Source organism: Aeromonas sp. s5 (assembly GCF_040907865.1).
GTDB classification, from domain to species: domain Bacteria; phylum Pseudomonadota; class Gammaproteobacteria; order Enterobacterales; family Aeromonadaceae; genus Aeromonas; species Aeromonas dhakensis.
Genome location: NZ_JBFOCO010000007.1, coordinates 23,493 through 48,238, shown reverse-complemented (window position 1 = coordinate 48,238; position 24,746 = coordinate 23,493). Strand labels below are relative to the sequence as shown.

Here is a 24,746-nt window from a genome sequence, read left to right as displayed (position 1 = left end):
CGTGATAAAAACAAGGCCCCAAAACGGGGCCTTGTTGATTCAAAAAGGTTTTTAATGACTCCCTTTCGCCTTGGGCGGAATGGATTCATCAAATACCGGCAGCGGTTTGTGTTCGGAGGCCAGGTAGGTGTAGATCACCGGCAGTACGAACAGGGTGAACACGGTACCTATGGCCAGACCGGCCACGATCACGATGCCGATGCTGAAGCGCTGGGCAGCCCCGGCCCCCGTGGCATAGAGCAGCGGGATGAGACCGGCGATCATGGCGGCCGTGGTCATCAGGATGGGCCGCAGACGCACCTTGGCGGCGGTCATGACGGCTTCTATCCGGTTGCGTCCGTGCAGCAGCTGCTCCTCCTTCGCCACTTCACAGATCAGGATGCCGTGCTTGGTAATCAGGCCGACCAGGGTGATCAGACCCACCTGGGAGTAGATGTTCATGGTGGCGGCACCCCAGGCCAGGGCGATCAATGCCCCGCTGATGGCCAGCGGCACGGAGACCATGATCACCAGCGGGTCACGAGCCGATTCGAACTGGATCGCCAGCACCAGGAAGATGATGGCCAGCGCCAGACCGAAGGTGGCGTACAGGGCGCTGCCCTCGGTCACGAACTGGCGGGCCTCGCCCATGAAGTCGTAACGGTAGCCCTGCGGCAGCTTCTCGTCCGCCGTGGTGTTGAGCCAGCTGATGGCGTCACCCATGGTGGTGCCAGGCATCAGCACGGCACCTATGGTGGCGGAGTTGAGCTGGTTGAAGTGGGGCAGGGAGCGCGGCTCACCGATCACCTCGATGCTGATCAGGCTGCCGAGCGGGATGGATTTGCCATCGGCCGCCCGCACGTAGTAGCCCTTGATCGACTCGGGGTTGAGGCGGTATTTGCGCTCGACCTGCGGGATCACCTCGTAGGAGCGGCCATCAAGGTCGATACGGTTGACGTAACCGTCCGACATCATGGTGCCCAGGGTGATGCCGATGTCCTGCATGGTGATGCCGTAGGCACCCGCCTTGTCCTTGTCGATCTTGATCTTCATGGTGGCGGAGTCGTACTGCAGGTCCAGCTCGGAGTAGACGAAGCGTCCACTCCCCTGGGCTGCGGTCAGGATCTCGCTGGCCACCTGATAGAGGCTCTCGAAGTTGTTCGGCGTGGTGATGACGAACTGTACCGGCAGGCCGCTCGAGGCGCCTGGCAGTTCCGGGAACTGGAAGGTGGTGATGGACATGCCGGGCACGTCTTTCACCAGCCCGGCCACCCGGTCCAGCACCTCTTTCTGGCTCGCTTCACGCTGGCTCCACGGCACCATGGAGGCGATACCGAACGCCTGGTTGGCGTTGAACACCCCGGAGAAGACCTGGGAGAAGGCCACTTCCGGCTGGGAGTCCAGCACCTTGTTCACTTGCTCCATGGTCCCCTGGATATAGTCCAGGTTGACGTTGGAGGGGGCGGTCCCCAGCACGGCCATGACGCCCTTGTCCTCGTTCGGCGCGAGCTCGCTCGGGATGAACTTGAACAGCATCGGCAGGCTGGCGAACACGATAACGGCGAACAGCACCACCACGATGCGCTTTTGCATCACGGCGTGCAGCATGGCGTCGTAACGCACCGTCATGCGTTCGAGCAGGTGGTGTACCGTGCTTTCGAACTTGCCCGGCTCCTCGTTGGCCTTGAGCATCTTGGCGCACATCATGGGCGACAGAGTCAGGGCTATGATGCCGGAGACGAACACGGCGCCCGCCAGGGTCAGCGCGAACTCCTTGAACAGGGAGCCGGTGATGCCCCCCATCAGGGCGATCGGCGCGTACACGGCGGCCAGGGTGACCGTCATGGCGATGACCGGCACGGCGATCTCGCGGGTGCCTATGATGGCGGCACGGAACGGATCTTCCCCCTCTTTGACGTGACGATCCACGTTCTCCAGCACCACGATGGCGTCATCCACCACCAGGCCGATGGCCAGCACCATGGCCAGCAGGGTCATCAGGTTGATGGAGAAGCCGAACATCTGCATCACCATCACCACGCCGATCAGACTGAGCGGGATGGTGATAATCGGGATGATGACCGCGCGGAACGAGCCGAGGAACAGGGTGATCACCACCAGCACGATGGCGGCTGCCTCGGCGATGGTCTTGATCACCTCGTGGATCGATTCGTTGATGGCCACGGTGGAGTCATAGAGGACGTTGGCCTCCATGGTGCTCGGCATGTTGCTCTTCAGGCTCGGCAGCATCGCCAGCACGTCGTGGGCGATGTTGATCGGGTTGGCGGTCGGCGCCGCGTTGATGGCCAGTACCACGGCCTCGCGGCCGTTGGCGGTGGCGCGATAGGTGTCGTGGCTCTTCTCCAGGGTCACCTTGGCGATGTCGGCCAGGCGGATCACCTTGCCGTCACGGGTGGAGACCACCAGGCGCTCGAGCTCCTCGGTGGTGTTGACCTGGGTCTCGGCGTTGCCGTTGTAGAGGGTGAAGTAGCCGGTGGCCTGGCCGGTGGCGGACTGATAGTTGTTGCTGTTGAGCACGTTCATCACGTCCGCGGCAGTCAGGTTGAACGCCGCCATCTTGGCCGGATCCAGCCATACCCGCAGGGCGTACTTGGTACCGCCGTACATGTCGACCTTGGAGACGCCGCCGACGGTGAAGAGCTGGGGTTTGATGACCCGCTCCAGGTAGTCGGTGATCTGGCTGGCGTTGAGCTCTGGGCTGGTGAAGCCGATGTAGAGCACCGCCGTGGTGGAGCCGGTGGACATGGTGACCGAGGGGTCTTCCGACTCCTTGGGCAGCTGGGATCGCACCGAGTTGACCTTGGCCAGAATGTCGGACAGGGCGGCGTTGGGATCGGTGTTGAGCTTCATGTAAGCGGTGATGGTGGAGCTGCCGAGCTGGGTGGACGACGTCATGAAGTCGATGTTGTCCGCCTGGGCGATGGCCTGTTCCAGTGGCTGGGTGATGAAGCCCTGGATCAGGTCGGCACTCGCGCCGTAATAGCTGGTGCTGACCGTGACGACCGTGTTGGTCATCTCGGGGTATTCCCTCACCTGCATCTTGAACACGGCCTGCAAACCCAGCAACGCGATCAGGAAGCTGATCGAGATGGCCAGGATGGGCCGTTTGATGAATATGTCGGTAAAGCGCATCTGTCTCTCCGCGTTTTAGAGCATGGGAGCCTGGTCAGGAACCTTCAGACCCTGGTCCTGCACGATTTTTACCTTGGCGCCGTTGCTCAGGCGTACCTGGCCGGACATGACCACTTCGTCACCCGCCTTGATGCCGGAGACCACGTGGGCATCGTTGCCCTTGCGCTCGCTCACCTTGACCACCACCTGCTCGACGCGCTTCACGCCGTCCTGCTCCTTGACCAGGTAGACGTTCTCGCCGTACAGGGTGAAGGTGATGGCGGTCTGCGGCAGCACTATCTGGTCCTTCTGGGCCGGCAGCAGGATGCTGGCGCGGGCAAACATGCCGGAGCGCAGCAGGCCGTCGTTGTTGGGGATGTTCGCCTGCACCTGGATCAGGCCGCTCTGGTAGTTGACGGCCGGCTCGATGGCGCTGATGTGACCCTTGAACTGGCGGTTCGGGTAGGCATCCACGTTGATCCGGATCTCCTGATTCAGGCTGATGCGGGAGATGTCGGTCTGCGGCACGGTGAAGCGCAGGCGCATCACGCTGGTGTCTTCCAGCCGCACTATGTCGGTGCCCGGTTGCAGGTACTGGCCGAGGAAGACGTTGCGCAGGCCGACCACGCCGGCAAACGGTGCGCGCACTTCGCGGCGGGCGATGGTCGATTTCAGGCTCTCAATGTCGGCCTCGAGGGAACGATAGGTCGCCTCGGCATCATCCAGCTGGTCGCGGGAGATGGAACCCTTGGTAAACAGGTTCTGGTAGCGTTCGTACTTGGCCTTGGCCGCCGGCAGCTTGGCCATGGAGGCGCGCAGGTTGGCCTTCTCGACGCTGGCGTCCAGGCTCAGCAGCAGCTGGTCCAGCTTGACGGTGGCGCCGGATTCGAAGGAGATGCTGTCGATGGTACCGGACTGCTCGGTCGACAGGGTCACCCCCTGATTGGGTTCGATGAAGCCGATCGCCTCGATGGTCGGTACCCAGTCACGGGTCTCCACCTTGTGGGTGGTGACCGGGAACTCGGGCTCCGGCATGTTGGCCATGTAGTTGGCTATCATCTTTTGCTTGAACAGGTTGAAGCCAATCACGCTGCCGAACAGGGCCAGCGCGATGAGCAACATGATGCTCATCCACTTTTTCATGAACTCTCGCTCCTGAGATATGAGTGCAATGTTTAAGGGGTCAAAATGGCTCGCCAGCTGGCCCGGATCACGGCTTCCAGCTGCTCTTGCGTCAGTTCGAATTGGTGCACCTGGCTTTGCAACGCCAGGTTCGCCACACAGTCCAGGCTCAGCACCTGCAGTACCCGAACGGGCAGGTCGATAAACAGGCCCTGTTCTATCCCCCGTTCGTAGAAGCGATCCAGCGGGGCCCAGGCGGCCTGGATGACCGGGTCCTGCTCCAGCTCCGCTCCCAGCGGGGATGTTTCATACTGCAATTTGCATTTGAGCGCGTTCGGTTCGTCGACAAAGATGGCGTGGATGTTGAGCCACAGCCGCCGAAATTGTTCGAACGATACCTCCTCTGTCTGCACGCCTTCCATGACCAGGGGATGACACTGGAGGATGGTGTGCCGATAGAGTTGACGGATCAGGTCATCCTTGTCGCTGAAATAGCGATAGATGGTGCCTGCCGCCACCCTGGCTTTCTTGGCCACCACGGCAATGGAGAGGCCGTGGAAACCCTGTTCGCCGAGTACTTCATGAGCCGCATCGAAAATGCGTTCTTTCTTGTTCATGATTGGATGATCACAACGACTGAATGAACGTTCATTCATTCTAGGGAGGCTTTGAGGCAAGTCAAGTTTTGCCCATCGCTGTCAGCAAAATGGGGTGGGGGGAAAAGTAGCGGGGAGGGGCCGGAACCGGCCTGAATAACACAAAATCGCTTAAAAAAAGCCATAAACGATGGAAAAACAAGCGGTTGATTCGGCTTGATAAAAAAAGGGTAGACAAGGTGGGTCCTCATCATTAATATTGCGCCCCGTTCGACAGCGTAGCGCCCGTAGCTCAGCTGGATAGAGCGCTGCCCTCCGGAGGCAGAGGTCACAGGTTCGAATCCTGTCGGGCGCACCATCAAAAGTGCGCCGGTTAAACGGGCGAGTTGAAGAACGAAAACAGCTGTGGTGGCTGTAGCTCAGTTGGTAGAGTCCCGGATTGTGATTCCGGTTGTCGTGGGTTCGAGCCCCATCAGCCACCCCATTTTACAGCTTGTCAGGTACGCGAAGGTGGCGGAATTGGTAGACGCGCTAGCTTCAGGTGTTAGTGCCCCCCGGGTGTGAGGGTTCGAGTCCCTCTCTTCGCACCATACTTGCTGTATAACGAGGATGACCGCATGGTCGTCTTTGTTTTTTGTAGAATCAAAATATTCTCGGTGATTAGCGCAGCCCGGTAGCGCATCTGGTTTGGGACCAGAGGGTCAAAGGTTCGAATCCTTTATCACCGACCACATTCTGAAAAACCTCGCTTCGGCGGGGTTTTTTGCTTTCTGCCTTGCCTATCATCCCGGCTTGCCGCGCCGCTGTAACGTTTGTTTACACTCTATCCGGGCAGTCTTGTCCCCCCTTCAGTTATCCTGCCAGCTGGAGTCCTTGGTGACCGGATGTCACAGACCTCTTTCAGGCTTTTTTATGCATAACAAAATCTCGATTTTCTCCTGCAGACCCGCAGTCATGGCCGCCCTGCTGCTGGGCGGTTGTACCCTCAAGCCGCCGATGGATGAGGTGATGAACTCCATGGTCTCCCAATCGCAGAGCGAGTCTGCCTCCTCCCTCTTGCTGACCTACAACGGCTTCTGTGTCGGTGTTGCCGGGCAGCAGGCCGTCACCCAGGTGTGCGGTGGCAAAGACACCAGGTCGTTTGAGTGGGCGCTGGGGGAGCTGAAGATGCAGGAGACATGCCTGCAGGCCAGAAGCGGCAATGAGCTGATCCTGGCTCCCTGCGATGGTCATGCCCAGTGGGTGTGGCGGGAGGACAAGCTGTTCAACAACAAGGCCTCCCGTTGTCTGGATGTCGCGGGGAGGCGTCATACCCCGAATACGCCCTTGCGTTTGGCAGAGTGCTATGGCGGTGCCAATCAGAGCTTCCTGGTCGGGGGGATTGAGTGATGCGTCCATCTCCTTTGATTGCCGCCTGTCTCTCGCTTTCGCTGGGAGGGTGCCAGAGTCTGGACTCTTCGGATTTTCTGCTGGGGGCCGTGGTGATCGGTGCCATAGGTGCTGCCGCCTACTACGACCACAAGCAGGAGAAGAAGGAAGCCCGCAAGCGAGAAGAGTCGGGGGGGCAGTTGCTGGCAGCCAATGGCAAATGCCTCGACATTGCCGGTGGCGTGCGCAATGGCAACCAGTTGCAGCTTTGGGACTGCAACGGCGGAGAGAACCAGCGCTTTCGTCTGGATGGCAAGGCGGTGAAGGTCGGCGGCAAGTGCCTGGATGTGGCCGGCGGCGATCGCGACACCGGGGCCAGGGTGATCGCCTGGGATTGCCATGGCGGCAGCAATCAGCAGTGGCGCTGGGAGCGGGATCGGCTGGTCAGCCGCAGCAGTCACCTCTGTCTGGACGTATCCAAGGATGGCAGTGCCAATGGTACTCCCCTGATCCTCTGGCAGTGCCATGGGGGCGACAACCAGCGCTTTCGAAGAAAGTAACCCCGGATTGCCAATGCCAGTCAGCATCAACTGACTGGCATTGTTTTTTGGCGTGTCCCGGTGAACGGGGATCAGTAGTTGACGACTTTTTTGGCGTTCCACACCGTCATGGCGAGCAGCATGGAGACCACGGAGGCTCCGAGCCAGAAGTACTGGGCACTGCTGAAGTCATAGTGGGTCACGCCGTCGATCTCGCTGGTCTTGATGAGGGCCGCGGAGACCAGCTCCTGGATGGAGGCGGCGATGTAGGAGCAGAGGCCGATGAAGCCTTTCACGGCACCGACCGCCGTCTTGGGCATCAGGTCGCAGGCGGTCAGGCCGGCCAGGAACACCACCAGACCACCGATGGCGTAGCCGATCAGGGCCAGCGCGACGGCATCCATCATGCGGCTCTGCGGGCCCCAGAACATCAGGCACATTCCGGCCACGTTGGCCAATCCGTACAGCAGGGTAGGGATGTGGCGGTTGGCGTTGAACAGCTTGTCGGAGATGATCCCGGCCAGGATGGCGCCGAGGAAGCCGGCGATGGGGTAGGCCGACATGGCAAAACCGGCGTCGATCAGGCTGTAACCCTTCTGCTCCTGCAGGTAGAGCACGGCCCAGGAGCTCATGGCGTAGCGGGACATGTACATGCAGGCGCAGGCGGCGGCGATGAGCCAGACGACGGGCTGCTTGAGCACGAACAGCTGGGCGCGGCGGATTTCGGCCGGATCCACTTTCTTGGCGATCTCGGGGGCTTCACCAAAGGCGACGGCCGGCTCCGGCAGGGCGTAGGTCTGCGGCCGATCCTTCAGCACCAGATACATGCACAGGGCGGCGATCAGGGAGGCGATGCCGGCGCCGATGAAGCCGGCCTTCCAGCCGAAGTAGCTGACGATGGTGGCGGTCAGGATCCAGGAGATGCCTTCCCCTATGTTGCGCGAGCCACCCCAGACCGAGTAGACCGAGCCCCGTTGCTTGGGGGAGAACCACTGGAAGATGGAGACGCAGGAGGGGGCGGAGCCGACGGACTGGAACCAGCCGTTCAGGCCCCACATCAGCACCAGGAAGAAGGTGGCGGTGTTCATGCCCATCAGGATGGTGCAGATGGACGAGAGCCCCAGCGAGACCGACATGAAGCGGCCTATGTTGGCGTAGTCGGAGAGGAAGCCGTTGGAGAACTTGCCGACGGCGTAGGTGAACAGGAAGGCGGAGCCGATGACCCCCAGCTCCTCCAGGGTCACCACGCCGGAGTCGAGCATGGGTTTCTTGACCACGTTGAGGCTCATGCGCACGACATAGAACATGGCATAGCCCAGTACCAGCCCCAGGAAGACCTGCCACTGGTACTTGCGGTAAATCGAGCGGATTTTATCGGGCGAGGCATCCATGACCGGCAGGTCGGCTCGCGTCTTGAAGAAGTTGAACATGGGGTTCTCCGTTTCTATTTTGGCAGCATGGTTTCAGAGGGAGCTCTGATAGCGGCTGCCATCATATGAAGGGAGAAATTCAGCCGGCAAAAAGCCGGATATGGGTCAACTCTGACTCAATCATGGGAAAACCATGAGTCAAAAATGACATATTTGAACTGTCCTATTGATATTCGATGAATAACAATAGCCGCGTGCCGAGGCATAATGAGTCAGAACTGGCTCATCCTCGTGAAAATAAAAATTACGGCATGTGCCGAATATTAGATGTACTGCACATATTCCTGAATTAACGCGCGAGTCGACCGATAGTCATGCACCTCTTTTGCCGCCGGCTGGCCCTGTTCATGGGCAGCGTTTTGTTGCCATTCAGCACCCTGCAGGCCGCTTCACTGACGGTGCTCACCTCGTTTTCGGAGGCGCCGGTCAAGGCGGTGATCGAGGGCTTTGCCGAACAATATCCCGGGATCCGGGTCGAAGTTATTTATCGGCGCACCATTCCCTCCCTGCGCTTATTAACGGAGGCCGATGCACCGCAAGTCGATATTATCATGTCCTCTTCGCCGACTTTTTTTAACACGCTGGACAAAGCCGGTTTGTTGGCGGCTTTGCCAAATGAAACTATGCCGCCCAAATGGCTCGCTCCCCATACCCTGGGGCTGGGCAATAAAGTGGCCGTGGTCGGTTATTCCAGCAGTGGCATCATGTATAACCGCCATTATCTGGCCAAATATCAGCTGCCGCAGCCCACCAGCTGGCAGCAACTGGCGTCCCCGCTCTTCATGGGGCACGTGATGATGAGCTCGCCCTCTCAGTCCGGCACCACCCACATGATGGTGGAGAGCGTGCTGCAGCAATATGGCTGGCAGCAGGGCTGGGCCCTGCTGATGCGCCTGGGTGGCAACCTGTCGGCCATCACGGCGCGCAGCTTCGGGGTGAGCGACGGCATCAGCCGCGGTCTGGCGGGGGCCGGCCCGGTGATCGACAGCTACGCCCTCACCAGCCAGGCCCGCTTCGATCATGTCGGCTTCAACATCATGCCGGACTCGGTGATCCTGCCGACCTACCTGGGGGTACCCCGTCGCTCGGACAATCCGCACAGTGGCGCCCTCTTCATCCAGTACCTGCTCTCCGACAAGGGGCAGGGGATCCTCGCCACACCCGGCATGGCCAAGGCCACGCTGAGCCAGCCCGGGCTGGCCAGGCAGACCCGCTACGTCACCGACAAGACGCTGCTCTATCGACGGGCAGGCCTGCTCAAGGCCCTGTTCGAGCAGACCATCACCCAGCAGCTGCCCAGGCTGAAGATGACCTGGCAGGGGATCAACGGGTTGAATACCCATGGCGAGCCCTGGCGGGTTGCACTGCTGGAGCAGGCCGTCGCCAAGGCGAGCATGCCGCCGCTGAGCGAGCAGGAGGCGCAGGATCCGGCCCTGCTGGCGCTGTTTGACGGCCTCTATGACCGGGAGCAGGGCAATCCGCAGGCGGAGCGGGTGATGCACCAGTGGCGCCAGGCGACCGAGGCGCGGCTGAACGAGGCGCAGCGGCTGGTCGAACAGGCGGCCAGGCCATGAGCCGGCTGGGGCACCTGCTGGCCATGCCGCGCAGCCTGGGGCGGCGGCTCATCCTCGCCTTCGTGGCCATCACCGCCCTGACCGGCGCCATGGGCATGGCCGCCTATGTGATGTGGGATCGGCTGGGCCGGCAGATCCACCTCATCGTGGAGGAGAGCCTGCCCGCCATCGACAACGCCTATCAGCTGGAGCGGGCCAGTTCCCGCCTGTTGTTGTTGCTGGCCCAGCTGCGCGATACCCGGGATCCGGTGCAGTATCAGCGCCTCTCCCACTCGGTGTCGACCACCCTGGGGGACATCCAGCGTGCCTACCGGCTGGGCACCCCGGGGGATCAGGAGACACCCTCGCAACGCCAGGCGTTCGAGGAGCTGAGCGCGCTGGTGGCGGATCACGGGCGCTACCTCAAGCAGCAGATCGAGCACGCCGAAACCCTGCAGCAACTGCAAAAGCGCAGCAACTGGCTGCATCAGGATCTGGTGGACGATGCCGCCCCTCTGCTGCAGGAGGTGGAGTGGCACCTGACCGGCATGGTGGCCAGCCCGGACGACATGAGCGAGTTTGGCAACGTCATCAAGGAGTTCTCCGCCCTGCAGGATCTCACCTTCAAGGAGAACGAGCTGCAGTCCCTGGTCGGCGAGGTGATCGCCCAGCGTTATCAGCAGGATCTGGAGAGCGCCTTCCTGTTCATCGGCTACAAGATCGACGAGATAGACGAGCTGACCTCGCGGCTAGCGGAGTACCCCTCGACCGTGAGCTACCGCCAGATCCTGCAGGACATCATCACCCTGGTGAAGCCGGACGGCCCGCTGCACCGGCTGCTGCTGGCGGATGTGCAGACCCATCAGCAGCTGACGGCCCTGCGCCCCCGGCTGGACGACGCCGTGTCGCGCTATCACCAGAAGGTCAGTCTGATGGTGAGCGACGCCAACCGCTCCCTCAGCGCGCTGGGGGAGGACAGCAGCCAGCAGGTGGCGACCGGCAAGCTGGTGATCCTGGTGGTGCTGGTGCTCACCCTGCTGCTCAGCATCTTCGTGCTGGTGGTGCTGATCGGCCGCCGGCTGATCAAGCGGCTCGACCTGCTGGGGCAGGAGCTGGACAGGGTCGCGGCGGGCCGGCTGGACGTGCCGGTCAGCACCAGCGGCCGGGACGAGATCGGCCGACTGGGCGACAGTTTGCGCCACTTCAGCCAGCAGTTGCAGCAGATGGAGCGGGCCAACGCCCTCAACCTCATCAACAACACCCAGGCCTGCCTCATCACCTGCCATCCTGATGGCACCATAGAGTCGGTCAACCCGAGCGCGCTCACCCTGTTCCGGCAGACCGGCATCGAGCCGGGCCGGCCGTTGTGGCAGGCCTTTCCGCCAGCGGCGAGGGCGATGCTGGCGGATCAGTTCGGGGCGGACCAGCCGCTGCACCGGCTCGGCCACAGCGAGTGCACCCTGGCCTGCGATCAGGACGAGACGCCCCGTTTCCTGCATCTCAACCTGCGCCGCTTCGAACAGGGGCGCGGGTACAGATTCATCATCACCATCACGGATGTCACCCGCCAGGAGCTGACGGCCAGGGAGCTCAGCCTGCGGGTGGCGGAGCGTACCCGCGAGTTGACCGAGAACAACCGGCTGCTGGCGGAGGAGGTGGTACAGCGCCAGCAGGCGGAGCGCACCCTGTTGCAGACCCAGGATGAGCTGATCCAGGCGGCCAAGATGGCGGTGGTGGGGCAGGCGATGACCAGCCTGGCCCACGAGCTGAACCAGCCGCTGTCGGCGATGATGACCTACCTCTACACCAGCCGGGCGGCCCTCGCCGCCGGTCAGCTGCAGGCGCTGGACCAGGATCTGGGCAAGCTCGACAAGCTGGGGCGGCGCATGAGCCGCATCATCAATGCGCTGCGCCATTTCGCTCGCAAGTCGCCGGCCGAGGAGGTGCGGGTCCGGCTCGAGCTGGGGGCGCTGGCCGAACAGGCCATGTTGCTGCTGGAGACGCGGGCGAAACGCGATGGCTGCACCCTCTGCAACGAGTTGCCGGAGGGGCTCTGGCTCGAGACCGACCCCGTGCTGCTGGAGCAGGTGCTGGTCAACCTGCTGGTAAACGGACTGGACGCGGTGGCTGGGCTGGCGCGGCGGGAGATCCGGCTGCAGCTGTTGGAACGAAGCGAGGCCCGGCTGCGACTGGCGGTGGTCGACAGCGGTGCCGGCTTTGGCGAGGCGATCCTGCCCAGGCTGTTCACCCCCTTCACTACCTCCAAGGAGGTTGGACTGGGGTTGGGGCTGACCATCTGCCGCTCCCTGCTGACCCGCTGCGGCGGCGAGATCATGCTGGGCTCGGCGCTGACTGGCGGCGCCATGGTGATAGTGGAATTGACGGCGGTCGACCCTGCCGGGTCGAACGCCCATCAGAACGAGGAGAGTGCCATCTATGCTGTTGCCCGCTAACCGTCCCGCCAACGTGCTGCTGGTGGACGATGACGAGGACGTGCTGGAGTCCTATTGCCACCTGTTGCGGCTCTCCGGCTACCAGCCGAGGGCGACCACCTCCCCCCACGAGGCGCTGGAACTACTGGCCGGCCAGTGGCCCGGGGTGCTGGTCTCTGACATCTACATGCCCGCCATGAACGGCATGGAGCTGCTGACTCGGGTGCACGAGATAGATGCCGAGATCCCGGTGATCATGATCACCGGCCATGGCGACATCCCGCTGGCGGTGAAGGCGGTGAAGCAGGGGGCGTTCGACTTTCTGGAGAAACCGCTCCATCCCCAGGATCTGCTGGGCCTGCTGGAGCGGGCCTGCCAGCAGCGCAGCGCCGTGCTGGCGCGCCGCAGCGAGATCCAGGCGACGGTGGATGACGAACTGATCGGCACCAGCCCGCAGATAGTGGCGATCCGCGGCCAGCTCAACCAGCTGGCGCAGACCGACAAGGATCTGCTGCTGGAGGGGCCGGCCGGCTCTGGCCGCCACACCCTGGCCCGGCTGCTGCACAGGATCAGTGCCCGGCGAGAGCAGGCCTTCCAGCTGCACGACTGCGGGTCGGCTCCTAGTCTGGCCGAGGTGCAGGCCAGCCTGGCGCAGGCCGAGCAGGGCACCCTGGTGCTGCAATCCCCGGCCCGCCTGAGTGCCGACTGCCAGCGCTGGCTCGGCAACCACCTGCTGGATCAGGAGCGCAAGGGAGGCAAGTCGCTGCGCACCATAGCGCTGTTCGAGGAGTCGCCGGAGGCGCTGGTGGAGCGCCAGCAGCTGATGCCTGAGCTCTACTACTTCCTCTCTCAGGTGCGGCTCAGGCTGCCGCGGCTGGTGGAGCGCAGCTGCGACATCATTCCCCTGTTCCGGGCCTTTCTGCGACAGGGCTGCAAGCGTATCGGCCGGCCGGTGCCGGCGGTGGATCGCGCCTATCTGGAGACGCTCAAGCGGCATCAGTGGCCCGGCAATCTGCGTGAACTGCGCAACGTGGCCGAGCTCTATGCGGTGGGGATCGTCAAGCTGGCCGGTGCGGAGCGGGCCATGCCGCTGGCCAGCGGCAAGGAGCCGCTGGACGATCTGGTGGAGGAGTTCGAGCGGCGGGTGATCGAGGATACCCTGTTCCTCTTCTCCGGCCGGGTGACCGACGCCGCCCAGTACCTCGGCATTCCGCGCAAGAAGCTTTACCTGCGCATGAAGAAGCACCAGCTCGACAAGGAGCAGTTCAAGCCGGCCACCTGAGGGGTTGCCGGCCTGCTCGTTCGGAGGATTATCCGGGCGGGAGCACGCCATGAGCCGCAGCGTGGCTCATGGCGCCTTGTCTCAGGCGACGTCGACGCCCTGCAGGGCGAACAGCTGCTCCAGATAGACGGCGACGCCGTCCTCGTCGGAGCTCAGGGTCTGCTCGTGGTTGGCCAGCGCCAGCTTGAGCCGGTCGTGGGCATTGCCCATCACCACGCCGCGGCCGACCATGCTCAGCATCTCGAAGTCGTTCATGCCATCGCCGAAGGCCACCGCCTGGGACATCTCCAGCCCGTGCTGCTCCAGCACGGCGCGCACCGCATTGCCCTTGTGCACCCCGGCGTGCATCACCTCGAGACAGTCCGGCAGGGAGAAGGTGACGTTGAGCCGATCACCATAACGCTGGTTCAGCTCTGCCTCGATCTGCAGCAGCTTCTCGTGCTCGCCGATGTAAAACACCTTGTTGACCTTGTCCAGCGGGTGGCTGGCGAGATCGGTCAGGCGATAGCTGAAGCCGGATTCATGATGGAACTGCAGCAGCCAGGGCATCTCCTCTTCTACCAGCCACTCGTCGCCGTAGTAGAGGTTGATGTGGATGGAGGGGTCGCGCTCCAGCGCGATCAGCTCGGCCGCCACGCTGTCCGGCAGGGCCTGGTTGAAGATCAGCTGATCCTGCTTGTCGTGCACCACGGCGCCGTTGGAGGTGATGAGATAGATGTCGAGCCCGAGCGTGTCGCGGATGCTGCGCACATCCACATGGTGACGGCCGGTGGCCACCACGAACTTGACTCCCTGATCCACCAGACGGTGCAGGGTATCGCGGGTGCGGGGGGAGATCTGGTGCTGCCCGTTGAGCAGGGTGCCATCGAGATCAGATACAACGACCTTATACATCATCACCTCGGGGTTACGAATGAAAGCGGGAGCAGTGTACAGCAACCGCTCCCGCGACCCCATTTATTTAGGGATACAAAAAATAACCAGACGTCAGTAGCGCGCGAAGAAGGCCAGGGTAGCGTTGAGCGCGGCCTGGCGCTGGGGATCGGCCTCCATGAACAGCTCGTGCCAGGCCCCTTCGATGCGCAGCGGCTTGCCCCCTTCGCAGCGGGCGAGCGCGCAGAAGGCGTCCTGCGCCGCGTTGTCCACCACGCCGTCGTCGCCAGCCTGCAGCAGCAGCAGCGGCGTCTTGATGGCTCCGGCCTCGGCCACGGCGGCGTCCGCCCCCGTCAGCCCCTGATAGATCCAGTGGGCGGTGGCGCCCCCCAGCTTGATCTGCGGGCGCTGCTCATAGAGCTCGCGGAAGGCCTGATAGCGGGCTTCGCTGTGGCTCAGACCGTTGTCGGCAAAGTCGTGGCTCTCGTACGGGCCCTGGCTCGGGCCGTAAGGAGGCTCGCCCAGCCAGCCGCCGACCGTGCCTATGGTGGCCGCCAGCCCCTTGGCCAGCCACTTGGGCAGGCCGCCCAGGTTGATGCCCATCATGGGGGAGGAGAGCACGGCCGCCTCGATGTCACCGGGCCAGCGCTCCAGATAGCGGGCCGAGATGGCGCCGCCCATGGAGTGGGCCAGCAGGAACAGCTTGGCGGGCTGATCCTGGGCGATCACCTCGTCATGAAACTGCTTGAGATCGAGCACATAATCGTCGAACTGGTCGACATATCCCTTCTCCGGGTCGGCCAGCAGCCGATCGGACAAGCCCTGGCCGCGGTGGTCGATGAGGTAGAGGCTGTAACCCTGACGCCACAGATCCCAGGCCAGCTCCTGATACTTGAGGTAGCTTTCGACCCGGCCGTTGACGATGAGGATGGCGCGATCGACCTTGGCCTGGCGCAGGGCGGCATAGCGGATGGTGACGCCATCCTTGCCCTTGAAGGCGCTCTCGACGGCGTGCTGGCGCCAGAAGTCGGGGAGCGTATGCTGATGGAGGGTGGCGACGTCGGCTTCCGGCGTCAGCTGGTAGGGATTGTTCACGGCGAGGGCTCCGGCAGAAAACAGGGTCAGGGCCAGCAGGGCGGGCGACATCAGCTTCATGATGCCGACTCTTGCTGCCAGTGCTGGTAAAGCCCCTCGATGTCGCCCGAGCAGAGCAGCGGCATGGCCGCCTGCAGGCGCGGCAGCGGCCAGTCCCACCACCGCATCTCTTGCAGCAGGGCAATCTGCTCATCGCCGAAGCGGCGACGGATCGGCTTGGCCGGGTTGCCGCCGACTATGGTGTAGGGCTCCACATCCCGGGTGACCACGGCGCGGGTGGCGATAACGGCGCCATCGCCTATGGTGATGCCGGGCATGATCATGGCTTCCGAGCCGATCCAGACATCATTGCCGACCCGGGTATCCCCCTTGCGCTGAAAGCCGCTCTGCACCCCGTCGCCAAAGGTGGCCGGATCGAACGGGAAGGTGGATACCCACTCCATGCGATGGCCCTGATTGCCGGCCAGCAGGAAGGTGGCACCCGAGCCGATGGAGCAGAACTTGCCGATGAGCAGGCGATCCACCTCGCCCCAGATGCCGCTCTCCCAGGTCTCCCGGGTCGAGCCGTCACCCAGCAGATAGCGTACGCAGTGATCCTCGAACGTCTTGCCATGGTAGTAGCCGGAGTAGTAGCTGTAGTCGCCCGCCTCGATATTGGGGTTGCTGAGATGCTCCCGTATTACCTGGGACTCCAGCCAGCTGCCAAAGGGACTATTCATTATTATTGCTCCTGTAATTGCTCATCTTGCTGTGCTGCCCAGCCTTTGCGGGTCAGCTGCATCTGCTGCCACCACTGCTCGTCAGCCAGGATCTCACCGGCCGGGCCGAGCTGGGGATAGGGCATCTCCTTCTCCTTGCAGAGCTGGGCATAGACGGGGTAGCCCCCCTCGAACAGTATGCTGTTCTGCTCTTCCAGGCTTAAGGGGCAGCCGCGTTGATAACAGTCGGCCAGCTCGCGTTGGCGCTGGGCCTCGTAGAGGATGGCGGCGGCGGCCACCGAGACGTTGAGGGACTGCACCATGCCCACCATGGGGATGACGATATGGTGATCAGCCAGGGCCAGCGCCTCTTCGCCGATGCCGTGCTTCTCCTGGCCCACCAAGATGGCGGTGGGCTTGGTGTAGTCGATGGCGCGAAAATCCACCGAGCTGTCGGAGAGGTGAGTCGCCAGGATCTGCATGCCGGAGGCCTTGAGCTCGGCCACCGCGCTGCCGATGTCCGGGTGCAGCTTCACGTCCACCCAGTTCTGGCTGCCGCGAGCGGTACCCTTGCGCTTGTGGATCCAGCTCTTGGGCCAGACCGCGTGTACCCGGTGGATGCCGATGGCATCGGCGGTGCGCACGATGGCGGCCAGGTTGTGTGGCTTGTGGACCTCTTCCATGCAGACGGTCAGATCGAGCTGGCGCTGGGCCAGCATGTCGGAAATTCGTTTGAAGCGTTCAGGTGTCATGTCAGTTTCTATCGGGTGAGGCCGGTGTGCGCATCGCTTGCATGCACAGGGTCAAATCGGGCCGGCGCCGGGCCAGCATGTCTCTTGAAAAGCAGCAGGCGGCTTGCGCCGCCTGTGTTCAGTTTTTCTGCCGGCTCACCTTGAGCACGTTCGGCATCACCCGGATCTTGCGCATGATGTTGGCGAGGTGGATCCGGCTCTTGGTGGTGATGAGCAGGGTGACCAGGTAGACCCGGCCATCCTTCTCTTCGGTGCTGATGGCGTGAATGTTGGCTCCGGTGGCGGCAATCACGTTGGCCAGCTCCGCCAGGGCACCCTGGTGGTTGACGATCTCGATGCTGATGCCGGTGCGGAACTCCTGTTCCTGCTCCTTGTCGACTTCCCACTGTACCGGCAGGTACTTGTCCGGTTCCTTGCTGTAGCCCTTGATGTTGCGGCAGGCTTCCTGGTGGATCACCAGCCCCTTGCCCGGGCTGATGTGGGCGATGATGGCGTCCCCCGGGATCGGGCGGCAGCAGTTGGCGAAGGTGACCAGCATGCCGTCGGCACCCTTGATCGGCATCTTCTTGCTGCTGGACTTGGGCTGTTCTTCCGGCGGCAGCTCATCCCCCAGCATGCGGCGCGCCACCATCACGCTCATGGCGTTGCCAAGGCCCACGTCGGCCAGCAGGCCCTGCAGGTTCTCGTGCTTGGTGTCGGCCAGCACCTGCTTGATGCGCGGCTCGGGGATGTCTTCGATGTTTTTGGCGCCGAGTGCATGGTTGAGCAGGCGGCGACCCAGCACTACCGACTCTTCGGTGCGCAGGTTCTTGAGGAACTGGCGGATCTTGGAACGGGCCTTGGTGGTCACCACGAAGTTGAGCCAGGCCGCGTTTGGGCGGGCCCCCGGCGCCGTGATGATCTCCACCGTCTGGCCGGAGTGCAGCGGGCTGCTCAGCGGATAGGGGTGGCGGTCGACCCGCGAGCCGACACAGGCGTGGCCGATGTCGGTGTGCACCGTGTAGGCGAAGTCCACCGGAGTGGCCCCGGCGGGCAGCTCCATGATGCGCCCTTCCGGCGTGAACACGTAGATCTCGTCAGGGAAGAGGTCGGTCTTGACCCCCTCGATGAATTCAAAGGAGCTGCCGGCGCTCTGCTGCAGCTCGAGCAGGCTCTGCATCCAGCGCTGGGCGCGGATCTGGGCCGTGGTGCCCGAGCTGTCGCCATCCTGCTTGTAGGCCCAGTGGGCGGCGACGCCCTTGTCGGCCATCTGGTCCATGAATTCGGTGCGGATCTGCACCTCCACCGGCACCCCGTGCGGCCCCACCAGTGAGGTGTGAAGCGACTGATAGCCGTTGGTCTTGGGGATGGCGATGTAATCCTTGAAGCGGCCGGGGCGGGGCTTGTAGAGACTGTGCATCTGGCCCAGCACCCGGTAACAGGTATCTATGTCCTTCACCCTCACGCGAAAGGCGTAGATATCCATTACCTCATGAAATTGCAGCTCTTTTTTCTCCATCTTGTTGTAGATGGAGAACAGGTTCTTCTCGCGGCCGCTGACTTGGGATTCGATGCCTGCTTCCCGCAGCCGGCCTTCAATCTCGCTCTGGATGGAGTCGATGATCTCGCGGCGATTGCCGCGGGCGCGCCGTACCGATTCGCGCAACACCCGCGAGCGCATGGGGTAGAGCGCCTCGAAGCCCAGCTCTTCCAGTTCGTTCTTCATGGTGTGAATACCGAGGCGGTTGGCGATGGGGGCGAAGATTTCGAGGGTTTCCCGGGCGATGCGGCGGCGCTTGTCCGGCCGTAGCGAGCCCAGGGTGCGCATGTTGTGGGTGCGGTCGGCCAGCTTGATCAGAATGACCCGGATATCCTGGGTCATGGCCATCACCATCTTGCGGAAGTTCTCGGCCTGGGCCTCCTTGCGATCGCGAAACTTCAGCTTGTCGAGCTTGGAGACGCCTGATACCAGCTCGGCGACGGCATTGCCGAACAGCTCGGCCAGGTCGTCCTTGGTGACCGGGGTGTCTTCGATGACGTCGTGCAGCACGGCGGCCATCAGGGTTTCGTGATCGAGGCGCATGTCGCCCAGAATGCGGGCCACGGCAACAGGATGGGTGATGTAGGGCTCACCGCTGGAACGCATCTGCCCCTGGTGAGCATCGCGGGCCACCACATAGGCTTGCCTGAGCTTCTCGACCTGCTCGGCTGGCAGGTAGGAACTGGCTATTTCTTTAAGGTTTTCAAATAAATACAAGACAGTCCCCGCAGCGGTTAAACGGCAATCCGTGAAATTGAGGGTATGCCCTCGAGTTTGCGAGGTTTTCGAGCGGTTGTAAATGGGGATAACAGTCGGCACCCGGGCGGGCGCCGACTATAGGAAACAGCTGACTTAACCGCGGCCTTCGGCGATGGCAGCAACGGCAGCCAGCTCGGCGGCTTCCTGCTCTTGCTGCTCGTAACGGTCCTGGGTGTCCATCACCTGGTTGTTCACCAGACCCAGTTCGATCTCACGCAGGGCGATCACGGTCGGCTTGTCGTTCTCTTCGTCAACCAGGGGATCTTTGCCTTGAACCGCGATTTGACGGGCGCGGCGTGCGGCGACCAGCACCAGGTCAAAACGGTTACCTACCTGTTTTACAGCATCTTCTACAGTAACGCGTGCCATGCAGGACTCCAGTGTTTGGGCTTTCTCGGTTTAAAAAAGCGGTGTTTAAAAATGACGCAAAAGTTTACTTGTTTTTGGCCTATTCTGCCAGTAGCTGTTGCAGCAAGTTTTGTTGGGCCTGCTGCTGCTGGCGCAATTCCAGCCGTTGGCACTCGATGATGGCCCTGAGCTGGAACAGCGCCTGCTCAAAGTCTTCGTTGATGATGACATAGTCATACTCGTCGTAGTGCACCATTTCGGCAATGGCTTTATCCATCCGGCCCTTGATCACCTCTGCACTGTCCTGGCCGCGGCCGATCAGGCGACGCTCCAGCTCTTCGCGGCTGGGGGGCAGGATGAAGATGGATTTGGTCGGCATCTGCTCGCGGATCTGGCGGGCTCCCTGCCAGTCGATGTCGAGGAAGACGTCGATGCCCTGCGCCAGGCAGGCTTCGATGGCGGCGCGGGAGGTGCCGTAGTAGTTGCCGAACACCTCGGCCCACTCCAGAAAGTCGCCACGCTCGATCAGCGCCTTGAACTCTTCCACCTTGACGAAGTGGTAGTGCACCCCGTGCTCTTCACCGGGACGGGTGGCGCGGGTGGTGTGGGAGACCGACAGCTGCATCTTGCCTGCGCTGTTGTGCTGGGTCAGCAAGGCATTGAGCAGGCTGGATTTACCCGCTCCGCTCGGGGAGGAGATGATATAGAGAGTGCCTTGTTGCGCCATGTCTGTACCTTTAATCTAAACCCGTGTTTTGGTTGTAGCAGAGGCCGCCGTCTTGTGCCCGAAAGGGAGACAGCCAAATCCGAAACGCGGAAAATTCTTGAAGAAGAGGGATGTAAAGGCGGCGAATTTTAACAGAAGGCAGCGGATAAAAAAACGGCCGGAATCATATTCCAGCCGATCAAAGTATTCGTAGCTTGCTGCGGGAGCGTAACCCACATCAGCCCTCATTCTGCCTGCCGTTGCGGGGTCGGGCCAGCAGATTATCCCTGCCGCTGGCTTCGGGATTTCCGAGTTGCGCGCATCATCAGCGTGGCAGTTGGCGCTCGGCGCAGAGCCGGTCGAAGGCGGCGATGACCCGTTCGCTGGTGATTTTGCCCATGGCGTCCGGATCCTTGAGGCGGGTGCGCCAGCCGAGCTCGGCCAGCGGCTTGCCGGTCTCCTGCTCAATCAGCTCCTGATAGACGCTGACCGCGTAGTCGCGGCACAGATAGGGGCCGGTACGATCCGGGTTGTGATGGGCATAGAGGCCGAGAACCGGCGTACCCACCAGGGTGGCCATGTGAGCCGGGCCGGTATCGGGAGCCAGCACCAGGCTGGCCTCCTTGATCAGCGCCAGCAGTTGCTTGAGGTTGGTCTGCCCCACCAGATCCACCGGCTTGCTGTGGCTTAAGCGCTGAATATTGGCGGCCAGATCCTGTTCCAGCTTGGCCGGCCCGCCACACAGATAGACCTGAAACCCCTTGCTGGCGGCGTGATCCGCCAGTGCGGCATAGCCGGCGGCAGTCCAGTTCTTGAAGGCCTTGCTGGCGGCGGCACAGATGAGAAGGGTCGGCTTGCCGCCGATCTTCTCCTTCGCCCAGGCCTGGTGCTCGGCGCTGATGGGCAGTTGCCAGTCAGGGGTCAGATCCTGGATGCCAAGCTCTTTGGCGAAGGCGAGGAAACCGTCCAGCACGTGAGGCGAGGCGGGGGATGGCACCTTGTGATTGGTGAACAACCACTGGCCGTCGCTGGCCCGTTCCCGATCAAACCCGAGCTTGACCTTGGCCTTGATGCCGAGGGTGGCGATGCTGGCCCGCATGGCCGCCTGCAGGTGCAACAGGGCATCGAACCTGCGCCCCTTGAGTGCCTGCCAGAGCTCGCGATAGCCGCGCCAGCCCTTGCTCTTGTCGAAGGGGATGACCTCGACCCCGGGCAGATCGGCAAACAGGGTCGCCTCAATCTTGCCGGTGATCCAGGTGATGCGGGTCTGGGGCCAGGCCCGCTGGATGACGCGCACCAGCGCCAGCGCGTGGCAGCAGTCGCCGATGGCGGAGAGCCGCAGGATGCAGATGGAGGAGGGCGGCGTTTGGAACAGCGGCATGATGTGGCGCAACGATGGCAAAATGGATGGATGGCATTATGCAAACTCCCCTGTGGATTGTAAAATTGCGCACGACTGGCAGCCGGCCCCACCGGGCCCCTGTTGCCCTGGCCCTGAGCGCCAACCCGTAGCGATGACCGACCGGAATGACCAAGATGCAAATTCAGACCGAACACAACCAGATCTGCTGGTATGCCGAAGGGGCGTTTCGCGACCCTTCTCCCGAGCTGTTTGATCCGGCCTGGTGGCAGAACAACCGGCAGGTGGTGGGTACCTCCATCGGCCGCGGTGTGACCTGGTTCGTGAAGGATGAATCCCGCCACCTGGTGCTGCGTCACTACTATCGCGGCGGCATGGTGGGCAAGGTGGTGCGGGATCGCTTCTGGTTCGAGGGAGTGGAGTCTAGCCGGGCCATGGCCGAATACAGCCTGCTGGCCAAGTTGAGCGCCCAGGGGTTGCCGGTGCCGCGCCCGTTTGCCGCCCGCATGGCCAAACAGGGCCCCTTCTACCGGGCCGACATCCTGATCGAGCGCATCCGCGGCGCCAAGGATCTGGTCGCCCTGCTCAAGCAGGGGCCGATCGCCGGCGAGGTGTGGCACAAGGTGGGCCAGACGGTGCGCCAGTTGCACGACGCCGGGGTCTATCACGCCGATCTCAACAGCCACAACCTGTTGCTCGACAAGGAGGGCAAGGTGTGGGTGATCGACTTCGACAAAGGGGCCATCCGCTCGCCCGGCAACTGGCAACAGGCCAACCTGGAACGCTTGCTGCGCTCCTTCAACAAGGAGTCCCAGCTGCATACCAGTTTTCACTTCGTACCGGAGAACTGGCAGGCCCTGATGAACGGCTATCAAGGAAAAGCGAGCTGACCCTGTTGCTCGGCGCGAGAGCCAATGTTACTTATTGAGAAGGTCTTCAGATTCGGTGTCGAGGCGCTCGATGGACATGCTCAAGGCTCCCCTCAGGGAGGCAATTACCCGGTTTGATCTGGCGCTGATGGCGGATGCCATCGCCTTGCTGGAGGCAGGGCTCTGGAGCTGGAGTCCGCAGCAGGGCGTGCAGCGGGATCTCTCCTGTCTGCGGCTGCTGGGATTGAACGAAGCCGGTCTGGATGATCTCGGCTGGCTGGAGCGGGTGCACCCCGACGACCTGGGGAGCTTGCAGGAGGCGCAGCTGGCCTGCCAGAGCGGGCGGGTGGCCCAGATCCGGCTCGAATACCGGATCCTGCATCACGATGGCCACTATGTTCGGCTGGAAGAGCGGGCCAGGCGCGATGTCCACGGCCAGGTGCTGGGGGTGGTGCGTCTGCTCGAACCGCAGGCGGTGCAGGTGGAGGAGCGGCACGGTACCGATCCCCTCACTGGGTTGGAGAGCCGCAGCCGCTTCGAACAGCTGCTCGATGAGCGGCTGGCCAGCGCCAGCGGCAGCTTCAGCCTGCTGCAATTCACCGTCGATCACAGGGCCAAGATCCAGCAGCTGTTTGGCGAGGCGGCCTGCGACGCCATGCTGGCCAAGCTGGCCCGCATCGTGCGCCATGAACTGCGGCGGGAAGACCCCTTCGCCCGCTGGGACGAAGACGGCTTCATCCTGATGCTCTCCCAGACCGACCGACTGAGCGGCCTCGAGATTGCCGAGCGGCTGCGGATGGAGATCGCCGATGCCAGCCTGTTGCCGCAGCGGCCGGTGACCGTCAGCATCGGGCTGGTGCAGAGTCAGGCCGGCGAGCAGATCGATCACCTGCTGGCCCGGCTGGCCACCTGTCACGGTCAGGCCAGACGGGAGCACAACACAGTCGTTGGCTGATTTTTAGTCAGCGCTCACTTACCCCATGACGCTGGCACACCCAGAGGGAGGCCAGCATCAGCAGGCCGCCCAGGCTGAGCCTGAGCAGGTCGGTATCCTTGCCCCATAGCACTAGGTTGACCAGCAGGCCCGCCGGGATCAGAGCGTTGTTCATGATCGCCAGCACGCCGCTGCTGACCTGGGTCGCCCCCTTGTTCCACAGGAAGTAACCAAGGCCAGAGGCACCGATCCCCAGCCACAGCAATATGCCCCACTGCAGGGCGCTGGTGGGGTATTGCGGCGTGCCGAGCAGCCACCAGGCGGGTAGGGCCACAGCCAGGGCACCCAGATAGAAGCAGCCGAACACCGCCAGTTGCGGCGGTTGCTGTTCCTCCCGTGCCAGCAGTACCTTGTAGCCCACCTGACCCAGGGCGAAGCAGACGTTGGCACCCTGCACCACCAGGAAGCCCAGCACGTAGCTTTCGGTCAGCCCGTCGAAGCGGATGACGGCCGCCCCCACCACCGCCAGCAGTGCTCCCCACAGATAGATCGGCTTGAAGCGCCGCTCCAGCAGATCGTGGATCAGGGTGACGTAGATGGGGGTGAAGATGGTGAACACCAGCACTTCCGGCACCGTCAGCAGCAGGAAGGAGTGGTAATAGAACAGATACATGATGCCGAGCTGGGTGGCACCGAGGGCCATCAGCTTGGCCACCAGGTCGGGCCGCAGCCAGCGGCGGCGCAGGAAGGGCAGGAACACCAGGCTGGCGAGCACGATGCGGGTCAGCACCGAAAAGTAGGCATCCACCTGGCCGGCGAGATAGACCCCGATCAGGCTGAAGGAGAATGACCAGAGCAGGGTAACCCCTATCAAGTAGTTCATGTGGTTGATTTGTCGTCAGTTGTCAATTTTGAAGGGGGCTATGATGGCCGAGAAGGAAGCCGTGATCCAGCGTTTATGGCGCCAGTTGCCACAGATCGGAGCATTTGCCTTTAGCGCGAGCAACGGGGCAGGATCCGCCACCGACTGGAGTGGCAGCGGCGAGGGGGAGGTGGTGGTGACCGATCACCAGGGCGGCTGGTTGTTTGTCGAGACGGGTCGCTACAACACGCCCCATGGCCGGGTGCTGACCATGCACAACCGTTTCTGGTGGCAGCGCGGCGAGCAGGGGATCCGCCTCTCTCATCTGCGCTATGAACAGCCGGTGGTGCTGTTTGAGCTGTTGCCCCAGGCCGATGGTCGCTGGCTTACTGCCGAACCCCATCTGTGTGGCCAGGATCACTACAGCGCCGAGCTGACGCCGGCCGAGGGCGGTTTTCTGCTCGGCTGGCAGATCACAGGTCCGCGCAAGAACGAGCGGCTCAGTTATCGCTATCTGGCGTGATGGGACGGCAAGGCC

General features: G+C 62.6%; 21 protein-coding genes and 4 tRNA genes. 12 read left to right on the top strand and 13 right to left on the bottom strand.

Going from position 1 to position 24,746, the window contains the following annotated elements:
- Positions 1-51: 51 nt before the first annotated feature.
- The 3 genes from AB5Y94_RS05620 to AB5Y94_RS05610 are packed head-to-tail and all read right to left on the bottom strand — an operon-like array spanning position 52 to position 4,850.
- Positions 52-3,132, bottom strand: a complete 3,081-nt coding sequence (locus AB5Y94_RS05620) for a multidrug efflux RND transporter permease subunit (RefSeq protein WP_368205156.1) — start codon at positions 3,130-3,132, stop codon at positions 52-54.
- A 15-nt stretch (positions 3,133-3,147) separates the two neighbouring features.
- Positions 3,148-4,254, bottom strand: coding sequence for an efflux RND transporter periplasmic adaptor subunit (locus tag AB5Y94_RS05615; RefSeq protein ID WP_005307097.1), 1,107 nt, complete (start codon positions 4,252-4,254; stop codon positions 3,148-3,150).
- Between the two features lie 32 nt (positions 4,255-4,286).
- Positions 4,287-4,850, bottom strand: coding sequence for a TetR/AcrR family transcriptional regulator (locus tag AB5Y94_RS05610; protein ID WP_019839352.1), 564 nt, complete (start codon positions 4,848-4,850; stop codon positions 4,287-4,289).
- Positions 4,851-5,110: 260 nt separating this feature from the next.
- Between AB5Y94_RS05610 and AB5Y94_RS05605 the strand changes: the two genes are divergently transcribed.
- The 6 genes from AB5Y94_RS05605 to AB5Y94_RS05580 all read left to right on the top strand — a co-directional run bounded on the left by AB5Y94_RS05605 (position 5,111) and on the right by AB5Y94_RS05580 (position 6,757).
- A tRNA-Arg gene (locus AB5Y94_RS05605) sits at positions 5,111-5,187 on the top strand.
- A gap of 50 nt (positions 5,188-5,237) precedes the next feature.
- Positions 5,238-5,313, top strand: a tRNA-His gene (locus AB5Y94_RS05600).
- 20 nt (positions 5,314-5,333) lie between these two features.
- Positions 5,334-5,419, top strand: a tRNA-Leu gene (locus AB5Y94_RS05595).
- Positions 5,420-5,483: 64 nt separating this feature from the next.
- Positions 5,484-5,560: transfer RNA gene (locus AB5Y94_RS05590), tRNA-Pro, on the top strand.
- A gap of 223 nt (positions 5,561-5,783) precedes the next feature.
- Entirely contained in the window at positions 5,784-6,218 is a 435-nt protein-coding gene (locus AB5Y94_RS05585; RefSeq protein WP_010635629.1) for a ricin-type beta-trefoil lectin domain protein, read from the top strand.
- Positions 6,218-6,757 carry a lectin gene (locus AB5Y94_RS05580; RefSeq protein ID WP_005307089.1) on the top strand — a complete coding sequence of 180 codons (540 nt, stop codon included), beginning with the start codon at positions 6,218-6,220 and terminating at the stop codon, positions 6,755-6,757. The genes AB5Y94_RS05585 and AB5Y94_RS05580 overlap by 1 nt, the downstream gene beginning before the upstream one ends.
- A gap of 71 nt (positions 6,758-6,828) precedes the next feature.
- Here AB5Y94_RS05580 and AB5Y94_RS05575 read toward each other — a convergent pair whose 3' ends face one another.
- Positions 6,829-8,166, bottom strand: a complete 1,338-nt coding sequence (locus AB5Y94_RS05575; protein ID WP_054543771.1) for an MFS transporter — start codon at positions 8,164-8,166, stop codon at positions 6,829-6,831.
- A 314-nt stretch (positions 8,167-8,480) separates the two neighbouring features.
- Between AB5Y94_RS05575 and AB5Y94_RS05570 the strand changes: the two genes are divergently transcribed.
- From AB5Y94_RS05570 to AB5Y94_RS05560, 3 genes are read left to right on the top strand one after another with little or no spacing between them, the layout of a single operon-like run.
- Positions 8,481-9,740 (top strand): ABC transporter substrate-binding protein, encoded by a 1,260-nt coding sequence (locus tag AB5Y94_RS05570; protein ID WP_195879602.1) that lies wholly within the window; start codon positions 8,481-8,483, stop codon positions 9,738-9,740.
- On the top strand, positions 9,737-12,172 hold the full coding sequence (locus AB5Y94_RS05565; RefSeq protein ID WP_324040031.1) for an ATP-binding protein: 2,436 nt from the start codon (positions 9,737-9,739) through the stop codon (positions 12,170-12,172). The genes AB5Y94_RS05570 and AB5Y94_RS05565 overlap by 4 nt, the downstream gene beginning before the upstream one ends.
- Positions 12,156-13,433: a sigma-54 dependent transcriptional regulator gene (locus AB5Y94_RS05560; protein ID WP_017780336.1), complete on the top strand. Its 1,278-nt coding sequence runs from the start codon at positions 12,156-12,158 to the stop codon at positions 13,431-13,433. The genes AB5Y94_RS05565 and AB5Y94_RS05560 overlap by 17 nt, the downstream gene beginning before the upstream one ends.
- Positions 13,434-13,514: 81 nt before the next feature.
- Here the strand turns inward: AB5Y94_RS05560 and AB5Y94_RS05555 are convergent, their stop codons facing one another.
- The 8 genes from AB5Y94_RS05555 to AB5Y94_RS05520 form a co-directional block, all read right to left on the bottom strand.
- On the bottom strand, positions 13,515-14,327 hold the full coding sequence (locus AB5Y94_RS05555) for a Cof-type HAD-IIB family hydrolase (protein ID WP_017783517.1): 813 nt from the start codon (positions 14,325-14,327) through the stop codon (positions 13,515-13,517).
- Positions 14,328-14,420: 93 nt separating this feature from the next.
- Positions 14,421-15,461, bottom strand: coding sequence for an alpha/beta fold hydrolase (locus AB5Y94_RS05550; protein ID WP_368205155.1), 1,041 nt, complete (start codon positions 15,459-15,461; stop codon positions 14,421-14,423).
- Positions 15,458-16,120 (bottom strand): CatB-related O-acetyltransferase, encoded by a 663-nt coding sequence (locus AB5Y94_RS05545; RefSeq protein WP_019839357.1) that lies wholly within the window; start codon positions 16,118-16,120, stop codon positions 15,458-15,460. Before AB5Y94_RS05545 ends, AB5Y94_RS05550 begins: the two co-directional genes overlap by 4 nt.
- A 2-nt stretch (positions 16,121-16,122) precedes the next feature.
- Positions 16,123-16,851 (bottom strand): tRNA (guanosine(18)-2'-O)-methyltransferase TrmH, encoded by a 729-nt coding sequence (gene trmH / locus AB5Y94_RS05540; protein WP_368205154.1) that lies wholly within the window; start codon positions 16,849-16,851, stop codon positions 16,123-16,125.
- A 118-nt stretch (positions 16,852-16,969) separates the two neighbouring features.
- Positions 16,970-19,087, bottom strand: coding sequence for a bifunctional GTP diphosphokinase/guanosine-3',5'-bis pyrophosphate 3'-pyrophosphohydrolase (spoT, locus tag AB5Y94_RS05535; protein WP_117405689.1), 2,118 nt, complete (start codon positions 19,085-19,087; stop codon positions 16,970-16,972).
- A 135-nt stretch (positions 19,088-19,222) separates the two neighbouring features.
- Positions 19,223-19,498 carry a DNA-directed RNA polymerase subunit omega gene (gene rpoZ, locus AB5Y94_RS05530; RefSeq protein ID WP_005307060.1) on the bottom strand — a complete coding sequence of 92 codons (276 nt, stop codon included), beginning with the start codon at positions 19,496-19,498 and terminating at the stop codon, positions 19,223-19,225.
- A 79-nt stretch (positions 19,499-19,577) separates the two neighbouring features.
- Positions 19,578-20,204: a guanylate kinase gene (gmk, locus tag AB5Y94_RS05525; RefSeq protein ID WP_017766485.1), complete on the bottom strand. Its 627-nt coding sequence runs from the start codon at positions 20,202-20,204 to the stop codon at positions 19,578-19,580.
- A gap of 304 nt (positions 20,205-20,508) precedes the next feature.
- Positions 20,509-21,564, bottom strand: a complete 1,056-nt coding sequence (locus AB5Y94_RS05520) for a glycosyltransferase family 9 protein (RefSeq protein WP_206866196.1) — start codon at positions 21,562-21,564, stop codon at positions 20,509-20,511.
- Positions 21,565-21,719: 155 nt separating this feature from the next.
- On the opposite strand from AB5Y94_RS05520, the gene AB5Y94_RS05515 reads away from it, so the two are divergent.
- On the top strand, positions 21,720-22,433 hold the full coding sequence (locus AB5Y94_RS05515) for a 3-deoxy-D-manno-octulosonic acid kinase (protein ID WP_026141425.1): 714 nt from the start codon (positions 21,720-21,722) through the stop codon (positions 22,431-22,433).
- A 70-nt stretch (positions 22,434-22,503) separates the two neighbouring features.
- Complete coding sequence (locus AB5Y94_RS05510; protein ID WP_010635641.1) at positions 22,504-23,367, top strand: sensor domain-containing diguanylate cyclase; 864 nt, start codon at positions 22,504-22,506, stop codon at positions 23,365-23,367.
- Positions 23,368-23,374: 7 nt separating this feature from the next.
- On the opposite strand, the gene AB5Y94_RS05505 is transcribed toward AB5Y94_RS05510, so the two are convergent.
- A complete protein-coding gene (locus AB5Y94_RS05505) occupies positions 23,375-24,229 on the bottom strand; it encodes a carboxylate/amino acid/amine transporter (protein ID WP_216988852.1) in 855 nt (284 codons plus the stop codon).
- A 43-nt stretch (positions 24,230-24,272) separates the two neighbouring features.
- Here AB5Y94_RS05505 and AB5Y94_RS05500 point away from each other — a divergent pair, with 43 nt between their 5' ends.
- Positions 24,273-24,731 carry a DUF6314 family protein gene (locus AB5Y94_RS05500; RefSeq protein ID WP_368205153.1) on the top strand — a complete coding sequence of 153 codons (459 nt, stop codon included), beginning with the start codon at positions 24,273-24,275 and terminating at the stop codon, positions 24,729-24,731.
- The last annotated feature ends 15 nt before the right edge of the window (positions 24,732-24,746 follow it).

Excerpts from the sequence above, each read along its gene's own strand:
- AB5Y94_RS05620 (WP_368205156.1), bottom strand. The coding sequence starts at position 3,132 with ATGCGCTTTACCGACATATTCATCAAACGGCCCATCCTGGCCATCTCG.
- AB5Y94_RS05615 (WP_005307097.1), bottom strand. The coding sequence starts at position 4,254 with ATGAAAAAGTGGATGAGCATCATGTTGCTCATCGCGCTGGCCCTGTTC.
- AB5Y94_RS05610 (WP_019839352.1), bottom strand. The coding sequence starts at position 4,850 with ATGAACAAGAAAGAACGCATTTTCGATGCGGCTCATGAAGTACTCGGC.
- AB5Y94_RS05585 (WP_010635629.1), top strand. The coding sequence starts at position 5,784 with ATGGCCGCCCTGCTGCTGGGCGGTTGTACCCTCAAGCCGCCGATGGAT.
- AB5Y94_RS05580 (WP_005307089.1), top strand. The coding sequence starts at position 6,218 with ATGCGTCCATCTCCTTTGATTGCCGCCTGTCTCTCGCTTTCGCTGGGA.
- AB5Y94_RS05575 (WP_054543771.1), bottom strand. The coding sequence starts at position 8,166 with ATGTTCAACTTCTTCAAGACGCGAGCCGACCTGCCGGTCATGGATGCC.
- AB5Y94_RS05570 (WP_195879602.1), top strand. The coding sequence starts at position 8,481 with ATGCACCTCTTTTGCCGCCGGCTGGCCCTGTTCATGGGCAGCGTTTTG.
- AB5Y94_RS05565 (WP_324040031.1), top strand. The coding sequence starts at position 9,737 with ATGAGCCGGCTGGGGCACCTGCTGGCCATGCCGCGCAGCCTGGGGCGG.
- AB5Y94_RS05560 (WP_017780336.1), top strand. The coding sequence starts at position 12,156 with ATGCTGTTGCCCGCTAACCGTCCCGCCAACGTGCTGCTGGTGGACGAT.
- AB5Y94_RS05555 (WP_017783517.1), bottom strand. The coding sequence starts at position 14,327 with ATGTATAAGGTCGTTGTATCTGATCTCGATGGCACCCTGCTCAACGGG.
- AB5Y94_RS05550 (WP_368205155.1), bottom strand. The coding sequence starts at position 15,461 with ATGAAGCTGATGTCGCCCGCCCTGCTGGCCCTGACCCTGTTTTCTGCC.
- AB5Y94_RS05545 (WP_019839357.1), bottom strand. The coding sequence starts at position 16,120 with ATGAATAGTCCCTTTGGCAGCTGGCTGGAGTCCCAGGTAATACGGGAG.
- trmH (WP_368205154.1), bottom strand. The coding sequence starts at position 16,851 with ATGACACCTGAACGCTTCAAACGAATTTCCGACATGCTGGCCCAGCGC.
- rpoZ (WP_005307060.1), bottom strand. The coding sequence starts at position 19,498 with ATGGCACGCGTTACTGTAGAAGATGCTGTAAAACAGGTAGGTAACCGT.
- gmk (WP_017766485.1), bottom strand. The coding sequence starts at position 20,204 with ATGGCGCAACAAGGCACTCTCTATATCATCTCCTCCCCGAGCGGAGCG.
- AB5Y94_RS05520 (WP_206866196.1), bottom strand. The coding sequence starts at position 21,564 with ATGCCGCTGTTCCAAACGCCGCCCTCCTCCATCTGCATCCTGCGGCTC.
- AB5Y94_RS05515 (WP_026141425.1), top strand. The coding sequence starts at position 21,720 with ATGCAAATTCAGACCGAACACAACCAGATCTGCTGGTATGCCGAAGGG.
- AB5Y94_RS05510 (WP_010635641.1), top strand. The coding sequence starts at position 22,504 with ATGGACATGCTCAAGGCTCCCCTCAGGGAGGCAATTACCCGGTTTGAT.
- AB5Y94_RS05505 (WP_216988852.1), bottom strand. The coding sequence starts at position 24,229 with ATGAACTACTTGATAGGGGTTACCCTGCTCTGGTCATTCTCCTTCAGC.
- AB5Y94_RS05500 (WP_368205153.1), top strand. The coding sequence starts at position 24,273 with ATGGCCGAGAAGGAAGCCGTGATCCAGCGTTTATGGCGCCAGTTGCCA.